The 14200-nt window shown below is 73.9% G+C and carries 16 protein-coding genes; 11 read left to right on the forward strand and 5 right to left on the reverse strand.

The annotated features are described in order from the left end of the window. Position 1: 1 nt before the first annotated feature. Entirely contained in the window at positions 2 to 1438 is a 1437-nt protein-coding gene (locus P3H78_RS06215) for an aldehyde dehydrogenase family protein (RefSeq protein ID WP_276107760.1), read from the forward strand. Further along, on the forward strand, positions 1431 to 2336 hold the full coding sequence (locus P3H78_RS06220; RefSeq protein ID WP_276107761.1) for an aldehyde dehydrogenase family protein: 906 nt from the start codon (positions 1431 to 1433) through the stop codon (positions 2334 to 2336). The genes P3H78_RS06215 and P3H78_RS06220 overlap by 8 nt, the downstream gene beginning before the upstream one ends. A 123-nt stretch (positions 2337 to 2459) precedes the next feature. Here P3H78_RS06220 and P3H78_RS06225 read toward each other — a convergent pair whose 3' ends face one another. Next, positions 2460 to 2855, reverse strand: a complete 396-nt coding sequence (locus P3H78_RS06225) for a hypothetical protein (RefSeq protein ID WP_276107762.1) — start codon at positions 2853 to 2855, stop codon at positions 2460 to 2462. A gap of 126 nt (positions 2856 to 2981) precedes the next feature. On the opposite strand from P3H78_RS06225, the gene P3H78_RS06230 reads away from it, so the two are divergent. Next, the gene (locus tag P3H78_RS06230) at positions 2982 to 3626 is read left to right on the forward strand and encodes a uridine kinase family protein (RefSeq protein ID WP_276107763.1); all 645 of its coding nucleotides are present in this window, start codon (positions 2982 to 2984) and stop codon (positions 3624 to 3626) included. Positions 3627 to 3819: 193 nt separating this feature from the next. Here P3H78_RS06230 and P3H78_RS06235 read toward each other — a convergent pair whose 3' ends face one another. Continuing rightward, a complete protein-coding gene (locus tag P3H78_RS06235) occupies positions 3820 to 4593 on the reverse strand; it encodes a SigE family RNA polymerase sigma factor (protein WP_276107764.1) in 774 nt (257 codons plus the stop codon). A 260-nt stretch (positions 4594 to 4853) separates the two neighbouring features. On the opposite strand from P3H78_RS06235, the gene afsQ1 reads away from it, so the two are divergent. From afsQ1 to P3H78_RS06260, 5 genes are all read left to right on the forward strand, one after another. Further along, positions 4854 to 5531 (forward strand): two-component system response regulator AfsQ1, encoded by a 678-nt coding sequence (gene afsQ1 / locus P3H78_RS06240; RefSeq protein WP_276107765.1) that lies wholly within the window; start codon positions 4854 to 4856, stop codon positions 5529 to 5531. Next, positions 5528 to 7168 carry a sensor histidine kinase gene (locus P3H78_RS06245; RefSeq protein WP_276107766.1) on the forward strand — a complete coding sequence of 547 codons (1641 nt, stop codon included), beginning with the start codon at positions 5528 to 5530 and terminating at the stop codon, positions 7166 to 7168. Before afsQ1 ends, P3H78_RS06245 begins: the two co-directional genes overlap by 4 nt. Beyond that, complete coding sequence (locus P3H78_RS06250; RefSeq protein WP_276107767.1) at positions 7165 to 7794, forward strand: hypothetical protein; 630 nt, start codon at positions 7165 to 7167, stop codon at positions 7792 to 7794. Before P3H78_RS06245 ends, P3H78_RS06250 begins: the two co-directional genes overlap by 4 nt. A gap of 143 nt (positions 7795 to 7937) precedes the next feature. Next, entirely contained in the window at positions 7938 to 8519 is a 582-nt protein-coding gene (locus P3H78_RS06255; protein WP_276107768.1) for a VanZ family protein, read from the forward strand. Positions 8520 to 8583: 64 nt separating this feature from the next. Further along, positions 8584 to 8784, forward strand: a complete 201-nt coding sequence (locus P3H78_RS06260; RefSeq protein WP_276107769.1) for a PspC domain-containing protein — start codon at positions 8584 to 8586, stop codon at positions 8782 to 8784. Positions 8785 to 8862: 78 nt separating this feature from the next. On the opposite strand, the gene P3H78_RS06265 is transcribed toward P3H78_RS06260, so the two are convergent. After that, positions 8863 to 9213, reverse strand: a complete 351-nt coding sequence (locus P3H78_RS06265; RefSeq protein WP_276107770.1) for an ATP-binding protein — start codon at positions 9211 to 9213, stop codon at positions 8863 to 8865. 127 nt (positions 9214 to 9340) lie between these two features. Then, positions 9341 to 10504 carry an adenosine deaminase gene (locus tag P3H78_RS06270; RefSeq protein WP_276107771.1) on the reverse strand — a complete coding sequence of 388 codons (1164 nt, stop codon included), beginning with the start codon at positions 10502 to 10504 and terminating at the stop codon, positions 9341 to 9343. Positions 10505 to 10617: 113 nt separating this feature from the next. Between P3H78_RS06270 and P3H78_RS06275 the strand changes: the two genes are divergently transcribed. Next, positions 10618 to 11379, forward strand: coding sequence for an alpha/beta hydrolase (locus tag P3H78_RS06275; RefSeq protein ID WP_276107772.1), 762 nt, complete (start codon positions 10618 to 10620; stop codon positions 11377 to 11379). 134 nt (positions 11380 to 11513) lie between these two features. On the opposite strand, the gene P3H78_RS06280 is transcribed toward P3H78_RS06275, so the two are convergent. Continuing rightward, entirely contained in the window at positions 11514 to 12485 is a 972-nt protein-coding gene (locus P3H78_RS06280) for a LysR family transcriptional regulator (protein WP_276107773.1), read from the reverse strand. A gap of 62 nt (positions 12486 to 12547) precedes the next feature. On the opposite strand from P3H78_RS06280, the gene P3H78_RS06285 reads away from it, so the two are divergent. Both P3H78_RS06285 and P3H78_RS06290 read left to right on the forward strand, forming a co-directional pair. Further along, positions 12548 to 13822 (forward strand): MFS transporter, encoded by a 1275-nt coding sequence (locus tag P3H78_RS06285; protein ID WP_276107774.1) that lies wholly within the window; start codon positions 12548 to 12550, stop codon positions 13820 to 13822. 166 nt (positions 13823 to 13988) lie between these two features. Beyond that, positions 13989 to 14156, forward strand: coding sequence for a hypothetical protein (locus P3H78_RS06290; protein ID WP_276107775.1), 168 nt, complete (start codon positions 13989 to 13991; stop codon positions 14154 to 14156). Positions 14157 to 14200 lie beyond the last annotated feature (44 nt).

Consider the following 14200-nt stretch of genomic DNA (forward strand, 5'->3'; position numbering starts at 1 on the left):
CATGGCATCCGCATTCGAGTACGCACCGGCGCCGGAGTCCCGCGCGGTCGTCGACATCGCGCCCTCCTACGGCCTCTTCATCGACGGCGAGTTCGCCGAGGCGGCCGAGGGCAAGGTCTTCAAGACGGTCAGCCCGTCCACCGAGGAGGTGCTCGCCGAGGTCGCGCAGGCCGGTGAGGCCGACGTGGACCGCGCGGTGAAGGCCGCCCGCAAGGCCTTTCAGAAGTGGTCGGCGCTGCCCGGCGCCGAGCGTGCGAAGTACCTGTTCCGCATCGCCCGCATCATCCAGGAGCGCAGCCGCGAGCTGGCGGTCCTGGAGACCCTGGACAACGGCAAGCCGATCCGGGAGACCCGCGACGCCGACCTCCCCCTGGTCGCCGCGCACTTCTTCTACTACGCGGGCTGGGCCGACAAGCTCGGCCACGCCGGCTTCGGCACGGAGCCGAAGCCGCTGGGCGTCGCCGGCCAGGTCATCCCGTGGAACTTCCCGCTGCTGATGCTGGCGTGGAAGATCGCCCCGGCCCTGGCCACCGGCAACACGGTGGTCCTCAAGCCCGCCGAGACCACGCCGCTGTCCGCGCTCTTCTTCGCGGACGTCTGCCGCCAGGCGGGCCTGCCGCGGGGCGTCGTCAACATCGTTCCCGGCTACGGCGACGCGGGTGCCGCGCTCGTCGGCCACCCGGACGTGAACAAGGTGGCCTTCACCGGCTCCACGGCCGTCGGCAAGGAGATCGCCCGCACGGTCGCGGGCACCCGCAAGAAGCTCACCCTGGAGCTGGGCGGCAAGGGCGCCAACATCGTCTTCGACGACGCCCCGATCGACCAGGCCGTCGAGGGCATCGTCAGCGGCATCTTCTTCAACCAGGGCCAGGTCTGCTGCGCGGGCTCCCGGCTGCTGGTGCAGGAGTCCGTCCACGACGAGCTGCTCGACTCCCTCAAGCGCCGCCTGGGCACCCTGCGTCTGGGCGACCCGCTGGACAAGAACACGGACATCGGCGCGATCAACTCCGCGGAGCAGCTGGCCCGGATCACCGCGCTCGCCGAGCGCGGCGAGGCCGAGGGCGCCGAGCGCTGGTCCCCGGCCTGCGAACTGCCCGCGTCGGGCTACTGGTTCGCGCCGACCCTGTTCACGAACGTCAGCCAGGCGCACACGATCGCCCGCGACGAGATCTTCGGCCCGGTGCTGTCCGTCCTCACCTTCCGCACCCCGGACGAGGCCGTCGCCAAGGCGAACAACACCCCGTACGGCCTGTCGGCCGGCATCTGGACGGAGAAGGGGTCCCGGATCCTGGCCGTCGCGAACAAGCTGCGCGCCGGTGTCGTCTGGTCCAACACGTTCAACAAGTTCGACCCGACCTCGCCCTTCGGCGGGTACAAGGAGTCGGGCTTCGGCCGCGAGGGCGGCCGCCACGGCCTGGAGGCGTACCTCGATGTCTGAGAAGTCCGAAACGATCGAACGGCTTTCCGTCTTCAAGACCTACAAGCTGTACGTGGGCGGCAAGTTCCCGCGTTCCGAGAGCGGCCGGGTGTACGAGGTGACGGACTCGAAGGGCAAGTGGCTGGCGAACGCTCCGCAGGCGTCGCGCAAGGACGCCCGTGACGCGGTCGTCGCCGCGCGCAAGGCGTTCGGCGGCTGGGCCGGTGCGACGGCGTACAACCGCGGTCAGGTCCTGTACCGCGTCGCCGAGATGCTGGAGGGCCGCCGGGGGCAGTTCGTCCGCGAGGTCGCCGAGGCGGAGGGCCTGTCGAAGGCGAAGGCCGCGGCCCAGGTCGACGCGGCGGTCGACCGCTGGGTCTGGTACGCCGGCTGGACCGACAAGATCGCCCAGGTGGTGGGCGGCGGCAACCCGGTCGCCGGGCCGTTCTTCAACCTGTCGTCCCCGGAGCCGACCGGTGTGGTGACCGTGCTGGCGCCGCAGGAGTCGTCGTTCCTGGGCCTGGTGTCGGTCGTCGCCCCGGTGATCGCGACCGGCAACACGGCCGTGGTGATCGCGAGCGAGCGGGCCCCGCTGCCCGCGCTGTCGCTCGGCGAGGTGCTCGCCACCTCCGACCTGCCCGGCGGTGTCGTCAACGTGCTGTCCGGCCGTACGGCGGAGATCGCGGCGCCGCTGGCCGCGCACCAGGACGTCAACGCGATCGACCTCGCGGGCGCCGACGAGGCCCTGGCGAAGGAGCTGGAGGTCGCGGCGGCGGACAACCTGAAGCGCGTCCTGCGTCCACAGCCTGTGGACGACTGGTCGGCGACGCCGGGCCTGGACCGCATCACCGCGTTCCTGGAGACCAAGACGGTCTGGCACCCGACGGGTTCGCTGGGCGCCTCCGGCTCCTCCTACTGAGCGCCGGGCACCGCAGCACGAGAGCCGCGCCTCCCTCACCGTCCGGCGGGAGGCGCGGCTCTTCGCCGTCCGGGGGCGCCTCCGGCCCGTCGCGTCCGCCGCGGTCCGCCGGAGGGCGCCGGGTCAGTGCTGGAGCAGCCCGGTCGCCTGGCCCAGGACGGGGATGCTGCCGATGGACGGCGCCTGCGTCACCGGGCCGGTGAGCATGCGGGAGCCGATCGGCTTGAAGTCCGCGACCTGGGTGGCCACGCCGTTGTCCAGGGGGTCGACGCCGGTGCCCGCCAGCGGGTTGGGCTTCAGGCCGGCGACGGGGCCCGTGGCGTAGCCGACGGAGCCGGTCAGCGCCTGGAGCCCCCTCTGCGGGTCGAGGGTGCCCACCGAGCCGGAGTGCCCGCCGACGAGGGGCAGGGCGTCCGCCGCGGCGGACGCAGCGCCCGCGCCCGCGGCGATCCCGGCGGTCGCGAGGACGACCAGGGCGCGTCGGGCGGTGGGACGGGCGGGGGACGCGTGTCGAGCCATTTCGGAGCCGCCTTCTGGAGCGCACGGTAACGAGAACGACACACAGGGTAGTTGAGACGCAGCCCACGCTCCAAAGCCGACCCGCGGGGTCGGCAGGAGGGCCACCATGCGTCAAACTGGTGTTCCGTGAGCCTTCATCCCCCGTCACCCGCCCGTGTCGTGCTGCTGTGCGGCCCCTCGGGTTCCGGCAAGTCCCTGGTCGCGGCCCGCTCCGGGCTGCCCGTGCTGCGCCTCGACGACTTCTACAAGGAGGGTGACGACCCCACGCTGCCTCTGGTGGCGGGGAGTTCGGACATCGACTGGGACCATCCCGCGTCGTGGGACGCGGACGTCGCGGTCGCGGCGATCACCCGGCTGTGCGCGACGGGGACCACCGGCATCCCGGTGTACGACCTGTCCCTCAGCGCCCGCACCGGCGAGGACCTGCTGCACATCGGCCGCACCCCGCTCTTCCTCGCGGAGGGCATCTTCGCCGCCGAGATCGTGGAGCGCTGCCGGGAACTGGGCGTGCTGGCCGACGCGCTGTGCCTGACCCGCGGCCCGGTCACCACCTTCCGCCGCCGCTTCCTGCGGGACCTCAGGGAGGGCCGCAAGTCGGTGCCGTTCCTGCTGCGGCGCGGCTGGCGGCTGATGCGCGCCGAGCGCTCGATCGTGGCCCGCCAGGTCGCGCTGGGCGCCCACCCCTGCGACCGGGACGAGGCTCTCGGCCGGCTCGCGGCGGCCGCCGCCGGGCGGCGCGCCGCACCGGAGAGCACGGCCCCGCTGGCCTGAGCCCGGCCGGGCACCCGGGCCGCCGCCGCGACCGGCGCGGGCGGACGCACGGCACAGCGGAGCGGGGCCGGACGGACCTGTGGTCCGCCGGCCCCGCTTCGGTGGTGCTCCCCCGTGTTCCCCCCGTGCCCCCGTGTCCCCCGTGGCCCCCCGGGGCACTGTCCCCCCGTTTCCCCCCAGACCTTCGTACGGCTCAGGCGACGAGCTCGCCGAAGGACTCCTCCTGGTCACGGCCGAAGCTGAGGACCTCGTCCTCGCGCAGCCGGCGCAGCGAGCGCCAGATGCTGGATTTGACCGTGCCGACGCTGATGTCGAGGATCTCCGCGATCTCCGGGTCCGTGCGGCCCTCGTAGTAGCGCAGGACCAGCATGGTGCGCTGGAGTTCGGGCAGCCGGGCCAGCGCCTGCCACAGGACCGCGCGCAGCTCGGTGCCGCGCATCGCGTCCGTGTCGCCGGGCGTCTCCGGGAGCTCCTCGGTCGGGTACTCGTTGAGCTTGCGGCGCCGCCAGGCGCTGATGTGCAGGTTCGTCATGGTGCGGCGCAGGTAGCCGCCGACGGCCGCCTTGTCGCTGATCCGGTCCCACGCCTTGTAGGTCGAGAACAGTGCGCTCTGCAGCAGGTCCTCGGCCTCGAAGCGGTCGCCGGTGAGGTGGTAGGCGGTCGCGTACAGGGAGGCGCGGCGCTCCTGCACGTAGGCGGTGAACGCCGCTTCGGCGTCCTCCGCCCGCGGCAGGGGCCGGCGCTCCCCCGAGCCCTCCCCGTACGCGGCACCCGCGTGCGCATCCCCCGTGCGGGCGTCGACCACCGTCATGTACGGCGGACGGGCCTGCGATGCGGACGCGGGGTGCTGCCGCCCGGTGCCGCGAGCGCACCCCCGCATGCTCACGGCACCGGACTTCTCCGGACCCCGGCCGTCGTGCAGACGCGTGACCACAGCGCTGGTGCTGTTGCTGTTCAGCGTGCTCATCTCGCGCCCCCCGTCGTGGACTTCCGGTCGGTCCTGCTTCCCTGCCTGTGCCGAGAAGCTTGCCGCGGCCACTTCATGGCCGTGTCCGCCGACTGTCACAGACGTGTCACAGGGGTCCCGCGCGTCCCGCACCGGTCCGGTCACGGAGCGGAATGATCCGGTCACGCAGACGCACCGAGGGTGGCGACTCCTTCGCGGGAGATGTGTGGGAGCGCTCCAAGTGTCGAAACCCCGAGCCCGCATGGGCCAGAATGAGCCCCGTGCCTTCCCTGTTGCTGATCGAGGACGACGACGCCATCCGGACGGCCCTGGAGCTCTCGCTGACGCGCCAGGGGCACCGGGTGGCCACCGCTGCCAGCGGCGAGGACGGTCTGAAGCTGCTGCGCGAGCAGCGGCCGGACCTGATCGTGCTGGACGTGATGCTGCCCGGCATCGACGGGTTCGAGGTGTGCCGGCGCATCCGGCGCACCGACCAGCTGCCGATCATCCTGCTGACCGCGCGCAGCGACGACATCGACGTGGTCGTCGGCCTGGAGTCCGGCGCCGACGACTACGTCGTCAAACCCGTGCAGGGCCGGGTCCTCGACGCCCGGATCCGTGCCGTGCTGCGCCGCGGCGAGCGCGAGGCGAACGACTCGGCGGCCTTCGGCAGCCTGGTCATCGACCGGGCGGCGATGACGGTGACGAAGAACGGGGAGGACCTCCAGCTCACGCCGACCGAGCTGCGGCTGCTGCTGGAGCTGAGCCGGCGGCCCGGGCAGGCGCTGTCCCGGCAGCAGCTGCTGCGGCTGGTGTGGGAGCACGACTACCTGGGCGACTCGCGCCTGGTGGACGCCTGCGTGCAGCGGCTGCGCGCCAAGGTCGAGGACGTGCCGTCCTCCCCGACGCTCATCCGCACCGTCCGCGGGGTCGGCTACCGCCTGGACAGCCCTCAGTGACCGAGCCGCACGGGGGACTCCGCGGCTGGGCCGCGGGACGCAGGGGGACAGTGTCGCGGCTGCGCTTCACCAGCCTGCGCCTGCGCCTGGTCGTCGTCTTCGGGCTGGTGGCGCTGACCGCCGCCGTGTCCGCCTCCGGGATCGCCTACTGGCTCAACCGCGAGGCGGTGCTCACCCGCACCCAGGACGCGGTGCTGCGCGACTTCCAGCAGGAGATGCAGAACCGGGCGGGCGCGCTGCCGGTGCGGCCCACCCAGGACGAACTCCAGCACACCGCGGGGCAGATGGCGGGCAGCAGCCAGCGCTTCAGCGTGCTGCTGGTGGCGCAGGACGCGAACGGCACCACCCTGTACGGCAGCTCCGACGGCCTGAGCGGCTTCTCCCTGGAGGACGTGCCGGCCTCGCTGCGCACCGCGGTGAACCGGAAGCAGCCGGTGTCCTCCGGCAACGCCTCGCCGTACCACCTGTACTGGCAGCGCGTCATGGAGCACGGCACCCCCTACCTCGTGGCCGGCACCCGGGTGATCGGCGGGGGCCCGACCGGCTACATGCTCAAGTCGCTGGAGCCGGAGGCCAAGGACCTCAACTCGCTGGCCTGGTCGCTCGGCATCGCCACGGCGCTGGCGCTGGTCGGCTCCGCGCTGCTCGCGCAGGCCGCGGCGACGACGGTGCTGAAGCCGGTGCACCGGCTCGGCGTGGCCGCCCGGCGGCTCGGCGAGGGCCGGCTCGACACCCGGCTGAGGGTGTCCGGGACCGACGAACTCGCCGATTTGTCAAGGACGTTCAACAACGCGGCGGAGGCACTGGAGAAGCGGGTCGCCGACATGGCCGCGCGCGACGACTCCTCCCGCCGTTTCGTGGCCGACATGTCCCACGAGCTGCGCACCCCGCTGACCGCCATCACCGCCGTGACGGAGGTGCTGGAGGAGGAGCTGGACTCCGAGAGCGGCGGCATCGACCCGATGATCGAGCCGGCCGTGCGCCTCGTCGTCAGCGAGACCCGGCGGCTGAACGACCTGGTCGAGAACCTGATGGAGGTCACCCGTTTCGACGCCGGCACCGCCCGGCTGGTCCTGGACGACGTCGACGTCGCCGACCAGATCACCGCCTGCATCGACGCCCGCGCCTGGCTGGACGCGGTGGAGCTGGACGCGGACCGCGGGCTGCACGCCCTGCTGGACCCGCGCCGGCTGGACGTCATCCTCGCCAACCTCATCGGCAACGCGCTCAAGCACGGCGGCTCCCCGGTGCGGGTGTCGGTGCGCGAGGTCGGCGACGAGATCGTCATCGCGGTGTCCGACCACGGACCCGGCATCCCGGAGGACGTCCTGCCGCACGTCTTCGACCGCTTCTTCAAGGCGAGCGCCTCCCGGCCCCGCTCCGAGGGCAGCGGGCTGGGCCTGTCCATCGCCATGGCCAACGCGCACATCCACGGCGGGGACATCACCGCCGCCAACTCCCCGGAGGGAGGCGCGGTGTTCACGCTGCGGCTGCCGCGGGACACCTCCGGCGCCGGCGCGGAGCCGCAGGAAACCGGGGAGCCCGCGGAGAGCGGCGCGGAACGGGCGCGGGAGCGCGGGCAGGGCGAGAGCGGCGAGCGGGGCGCGGGCGACGGCCCCGAGGGGGAGGTCCGATGAGGGGGCGCAGGAGAGGCCGCGCGGCCGCGGGCGTGCGCCAGCTGCCGGCGCTGGCCGTGCTGGCCGTGCTGCTGGGCGGCTGCGGGATCCGGTCGACCGAGGTGCCGACGGACTTCGGTGCCGCGCCGTCCCGGGTGCCGTGCTCGCTGAGCGAGCCGGACGTCTCCACGCAGGCCTCGCGGGGCGTCCCCGTGCAGGTGTTCCTGCTGTGCGGCTCGTCGCTGGTGACCGTGGACCGCAGCGTGCGCGTCCCGGACGGCACGGCGGACGTGAAACGGCGGGTGATGGTGGCCCAGGGGCTGCTCGACCAGCTGGCCGAGACGCCGTCGCCGGGCGAGAGGGACGCCGGGTACACCACGGACGTGCGCGGCGGGATGTCGGTGACCGGGCCGGGCCCGGGCGACCCGGAGGACACGCTCCGGCTGAGCACCGCGCCGGCCGAGCTGACGTCGTACGCCCTCGCCCAGATCGTCTGCACCTTCTCCGACTCGGCGGCCGCCGAGGGCGACGGCTCGGTGATCCTCGGCGGACCGGCCGGCAAGGCGCCGCGCCGCTACGCGTGCACCGGCGAGGTCCGCTCCCGGCCCGGCACCACCGAGCCGCCGTCGTCCGGGGTCACCGGCTGAGTGACCGCGGGCGGCGCGCGGCCCCGTCCGCGCGCCCTCCCGGGACCGCCCGGAGGCGGCGCGGCCTGCGGCGACAGGCGTCACGTCCGTCCCGCCCGGCACGGCGCGGAACCGATCCTGCCGGAGGCCGCGTCTTGGGGGGCGTGCAGCGTCAAGGCTCCATCGGCGGCTTCGCCGCGATCCACGTCCGTGTGGCCGGGGGTGTCCTCCTGGTGGCACACCTCGCGCTCGTCGCCTGGCTCACGCTGCGCCCACTGGACGTCCCCTGGGTACCGCCGGCGAACCTGCGGCCCCTCGCCACCGTCCGCGCCGACCTCGCCCTCGGCTGGCCTGAGGCGGCCCGGCCCCTCGGCGAGGGGCTCGCGCTGCTCGCGCCGCTGGGCGTGCTGCTGCCGGCGGCGCACGGCCGACTGCACGTGTCCCTCCTCGGCTCCCTGGTCCGCACGGTCGCGGCCGGCGCGCTGCTCTCCGTCGGCGTCGCCCTGCTCCAGACCGCGGTGCCCGGGCGGGTGGCGGACGTGGACACGCTGCTGCTGAACACCGCGGGCGTGGCCCTCGCGCACCTCGCGGTGGTGCCCGCGGCCCGTGTCCGGCTCCGCCGCCGGGCACGGCGCCGGGCGCCGACCGCCGTCCGCCCGGAGGGGCCCGCTCAGGGTCGGACCCCGACGATTGCCAGGGTCGGGATCGCTCCGTGGAGCGACGCCCCGCCGCCGTCGGCTCCGTAGCCTGGAGGGCAGACGAGGCAGCCGCCCGGCGGCCTCGCACCAGCAGTCCACGAAGGAGCCGGAGATGACCGCACTCGTCCGTCCGACCCACGGCCGCATGATCGGCGGAGTGTGCGCAGCGCTGGCACGGCGCTTCGGCACCTCCGCGACCACGATGCGGGTGATCTTCCTGCTGTCCTGCCTGCTGCCGGGCCCGCAGTTCCTGGTCTACCTCGCGCTGTGGATCCTGCTGCCCTCCGAGGACAAGGCGCACACGGCCTGGTGAGGCCCGCCGCGCCCGGACGCCGTCGGGGCGCACCCGGAAGCACGGGTGCGCCCCGACGGCATGTCCGGTGGTGCGGGCTCAGCCCAGCGGGACGCCGTTCACCGGCACGCCGTGGGTGGGCAGGCCCTGCAGCGGCAGCCCGCCGAGCAGACCGGTCACCGGGCGGGTCGGACCGTTCTCCAGCACGCCCCGGGCGGCCGGCTGGGCGGCGGTGAGGCCCGTCTTCAGCGCGGGCCCGGCCTGGTTCAGCGCCTGGCCGGCCGGCAGCGTCCCGGTGACGTGGTCCATCGGCAGCGCCTGGCTGACGGTGCCCAGCGCCTCCCCGGCGTCCGGTACGGCCGGCGCGGCGTTCGCGGCGCCCGCCCCGGCGGCGGCGAAGGCGGCACCGAGGGCGGCGACGCCGAGGGTCTTGGCGGCAGACTGCTTCATCAAAATGCGTCCTTGCATGGATGACGGGGAACTGAGCGGTCCACGACCGTAAACACGCCGACCCGCCCGCCGCAAACATCGAAATGCGGACGGATGGTGAATCCCGTCCGCATTCCATATTCCCCGATCAGCCGTCTGCGGCCACAGAACTCCTGGTCGAGGCGGTCTGCTGAAACAGCCATTCGGATTTCAGCTCCGCATACCCTGGCTTGATCACGTCATTGATCATGGCCAGTCGTTCATCGAAAGGAATGAACGCTGATTTCATCGCATTGACGGAGAACCACTGCATGTCGTCGAGCGTGCAGCCGAACGTCTCGACAAGGTGCTCGAATTCGCGGCTCATGCTGGTGTGGGACATGAGCCGGTTGTCGGTGTTGACCGTGACCCGGAAGTGCAGGCGCCGCAGCAGCCCGATCGGGTGCTCGGCGTAGGAGGATGCGGCGCCGGTCTGGAGGTTGGAGCTGGGGCACATCTCCAGCGGGACGCGCTTGTCGCGGACGTAGGAGGCCAGACGCCCCAGCCGGACCGTTCCGTCCTCGGCGACCTCGATGTCGTCGATGATGCGCACCCCGTGCCCGAGCCGGTCCGCCCCGCACCACTGGAGCGCCTGCCAGATGGAGGGCAGGCCGAAGGCCTCGCCGGCGTGGATCGTGAAGTGGTTGTTCTCGCGCTTCAGGTACTCGAAGGCGTCGAGGTGCCGGGTGGGCGGGTGGCCGGCCTCGGCCCCGGCGATGTCGAAGCCGACGACGCCCATGTCGCGGTAGCGGTTGGCGAGTTCGGCGATCTCCAGGGCGCGGGCGGCGTGCCGCATGGCGGTGAGCAGGGCGCCGACGCGGATGCGGCGGCCCTGCGCGCGGGCGAGGCGCTCTCCCTCCCGGAACCCCTCGTTGACGGCCTCGACGACCTCCTCCAGGGTGAGCCCGCCCTCCAGGTGCTGCTCCGGGGCGTAGCGCACCTCGGCGTAGACGACGCCGTCCTCGGCGAGGTCCTCGGCGCACTCGCGGGCGACGCGGACGAGCGCGTCCCGGGTCTGCATCACGCCGACGGTGTGCGAGAAGGTCTCCAAGTACCGCTCCAGGGAACCGGAGTCGGCCGCCTCTCGGAACCACAGGCCGAGCTTGTCCGGGTCGTGGTCGGGGAGTTGGGAGTAGCCCGACGCGCGGGCGAGGTCGACGACGGTGCCGGGGCGGAGGCCGCCGTCGAGATGGTCGTGCAGCAGAACCTTCGGCGCCCGGCGGATCTGTTCCGAGGTCGGGGTGCTCCCCCCGTGGGCAATCTGGCTCGTCATTTCCGCACTCTAACTCCTACGCGCGTAGATCGTCGGGTGTACACATCCGCCGATACGTAACGGTGACCGCACGGACGGGTGGCGTACACCGACGCTTCTGAGACTGTTCTGTCATGGCACAGGAAGCGACGCCGGTGCGCACCGCCCGGCTGGGGAGGACGCTCGGCCCGGAGCCGGCGGCGGTGAGCGGAGTGGTGCTGCTGCTCCCCGGCGGCGAGCCGGTCTCCGGACGCAGGTCCGCGCCGGTGCTGGCGACGGCCGCGGTGCGCGCGCTGGGACGCCGGCTGGCCCGGGCGGCCCGGGACGAGGGACTGGCGGCGCACGTCGTGCACTACCGCTGCCGCGGCTGGAACGGCAGCGAGGCCCATCTCGCCCGCGACGCCGCCTGGGCCGCCGACGAGGCCGTACGGCGCTACGGCGACGTGCCGGTGTGCCTGGCGGGCCTCGGCATGGGCGGCCGGGCCGCGCTGCACGCGGGCGGGCACGAGGCCGTCAACTCCGTGGTGGCCCTCGCCCCCTGGCTGCCGGAGGACGACGTGGCCGCCTCCCCCGAACCGGTGAAGCAGCTCGTCGGGCGCCGGGTGCTGATCGTGCACGGCACCAACGACGAGCGCACCGACCCCGAGCTGTCCTTCCGGTTCGCGGCGCGCGCGAAGAAGGCGAACCGGGACGTGTGCCGCTTCGAAGTGCACGCCGACGGCCACGGGTTGCACCAGTACCGCGACGAAGTCGTCTCCCTGACCGCGGACTTCGTCCTGGGGACGCTCTTCGCCCGGTCCTTCTCGCGTCCGGTCCAGGACGCGCTGGCGGCCCCGCCCCCGCTGGGCCTGCGGATGCCGCTGGCCGCCGGCTTCGGCAGGACGCTGCACCGGTAGGCGGCGCGCACGGGCCGGACCGGACGGCACGGCGGGTTTCCGGGCCCCGGGGCGGGGCGGCCGAGCCGGGGTCCGGGCGCGCGGCCGGGGACCGGGGCGGCGGGGCAGGGCGCGCGGGCCGGGGACCGGGGCGGTCACGGGAGCAGGTGGCCCCGCCGGGAGAGCAGGAACTTCTTGAAGGCGGCCACCGGCGGCGTGTCCGGGTGCCCCTCGCGCCAGGCGACGCCGATCTCGCGCACCGCGCGCGGCTCGGTGACCGTCAGCTCGGCCACACCGGGCCGTGGGACCGCCGGCGGCGGCAGCAGCGCGACGCCGAGTCCCGCGGCGACGAGCCCGCGCAGCGTCTCCGCCTCCTCCCCCTCGAAGGCCACCCGCGGGGTGAACCCCGCCTCGCGGCACAGGTCGTCGGTGATGCGGCGCAGGCCGTAGCCCGGCTCCAGGGTCACGAAGGTGTCCTCGGCGGCCTCCGCCAGCCGCACCCGGCGCCGGGCGGCCAGGCGGTGGTCTGCCGGGACCACGAGGCGCAGCTTCTGCTCGTCCAGGCGGCGGGCGACGAGATCGGGCGCGTCCGGGACGGGGGACGTCAGGCACAGGTCCAGCTCGCCGGCGCGCAGCCCCTCCAGCATCGCCTCGCCGTAGTTCTGCACGAGGCCGAAGCGGACCCGGGGGTGGTCGGCGCGGAAGGCCTGGAGCAGGCCGGGGACGGTCTCCGCGCCCATGGTGTGCAGGAAGCCGAAGGCCACCTTGCCCGCGGCCGGGTCGGCGTCGGCGCGGGCCTCCTCGGCGCCCCGCTCGATCTCGGCGAGGGCCCGTTCGACGAAGCCGAGGAACCTGCGCCCGGCGGGGGTGAGGGACACCGTCCGCCCGTGCCGGGCGAACAGGTCGACGCCGAGGTCCTCCTCCAGCCGGACCAGGGCCCGGGAGAGGGTGGACTGCGGGACCTGCATCTCCTGGGCGGCCCTGGTCACGTGCTCGGTGCGGGCGACCCCGGCGAAGTGGGCGAGGCGCGGCGCGAGCAGCAGCGCGGTCTCCGCACTGCTGCGTTCGATGTCTTCTGTGTCACCGGACGGTGACAGGCGATCCCGTGACCTCATCTGATGCACCATAGGAACGATTATGCCCAGTCCGTGCATTGGACGGATGAACGGCGCCTGCCTACCGTCGAAGCATGTCTCCCGCCGATACCGGGGCGTCCGCCGTCCTGGACGCCGCGTCCGCCGCACCCCGCACCGACACCCGCATGACCCCCGGTGGCCCCGGCTACCGCCGGATGAGCCTCGCCCTGTTCCTCGCGGGCGTGGCGACCTTCGCGCTGCTGTACTCCACCCAGGCCCTGCTGCCGCTGGTCTCCGGCGAGTTCGGGGTGGCGGCGAGCGACGCGAGCTGGACGGTGGCGGCGGCGACGGGCGGCCTCGCGGTGTTCGTGCTGCCGATGAGCGCGCTGTCGGAGCGGTTCGGGCGGCGCACGGTGATGACGGCCTCGCTGGCGGTCGCCGTGACGGTGGGGCTGCTGGTGCCCTTCGCACCGTCCCTGGGGGTGCTGATCGCGCTGCGGGCGCTCCAGGGCGCCGCGCTCGCCGGGGTGCCCGCCTCGGCGCAGGCGTACCTGGCGGAGGAGGTCGGGCCGACGTCGCTGGTCACGGCCATCGGCCTGTTCGTCGCCGGCAACAGCGTCGGCGGCATGAGCGGCCGGGTCGTCACCGGCTGGGTGGCCCAGGAGTGGGGCTGGCGGGCCGCGGTGGGTGTCGTCGGCGTGATCGCGGTCGCCTGCGCGGTCGCCTTCCGGCTGCTGCTCCCGGCGCCGCGGCACTTCACGCCGGGCTCGCTGCGGCCGCGGGTGCTCGCCCGCACGGTCCGCGACCACCTCGCGAACCCGCTGCTGCGCCGCCTGTACGCGATCGGCGCGCTGTTCATGACGGTCTTCGGCGGCGTCTACACCGTGATCGGGTACCGCCTGACCGGGGCGCCCTTCTCCCTGCCCCAGGGCATCGTCGGCTCGATCTTCCTGGTGTACCTGGTGGGCACCGTGTCCGCCTCGACGGCGGGCCGGCTGGTGCGCCGGCTGGGACGGCGCGGCACGCTCTACCTGGCGGCCGCGACGACCGCGGCGGGGCTGCTGCTGTCGCTGGCGGACTCGCTCGTACCGGTGCTGGCCGGTCTGGTCCTCATCACCGCGGGCTTCTTCGCCGGGCACGCGGCCGCCTCCTCGGCGGTCAGCCGGACGGCCACCCACGGCCGCGCCCAGGCCTCCGCCCTCTACCAGTCCGCGTACTACGTCGGCTCCAGCGCCGGCAGCACGGTCGGCGCCCTGGCCTTCCACGCCCGCGGCTGGACCGGCACGGTCGGTGTGGGCCTGCTGGCGGTGCTGGGCGTCGTGGCCATCACCCTCCTCGGCACCCGCGCGGCCCGCACCACGGCCCGCCACCCGGCCCCTGCCCGCTGAGCACGCGGCGGCGGCCGGCCCGGGGACTGCTCCCCCGGGCCGGCCGCCGCCGTGTTCCTCCGTCCTCACCCGCCGGCCCCGGTCGAGCCGATAACGTCGGCCGGGGCGTGCCGCGGTCCGTCCGCCGGGCGGACGGCGCGTCGCCGAGGCGAGCAGAAGAGGAGCCATGAGCACTGTCCACGTGCGCATCGGAAAGTACCGGTCCGCCTACCACACCGACGCCGCCTGCCCTTCGCTGAACGGCAAGCAGGACACCTGCGTGGGGCGGGAGTCGATGCCCGAGGAGCAGGCGAGGGCACAGGGGCTCACGGCCTGCAGGCACTGCAGGAAGTAGCCCTGCCGGCGTCGCCGCCGGCCGGATCGTCGGGTCTGCTCGGG

The organism is Streptomyces tropicalis (genome assembly GCF_029269835.1).
In the GTDB taxonomy this organism is placed as follows: Bacteria; Actinomycetota; Actinomycetes; order Streptomycetales; family Streptomycetaceae; genus Streptomyces; species Streptomyces tropicalis.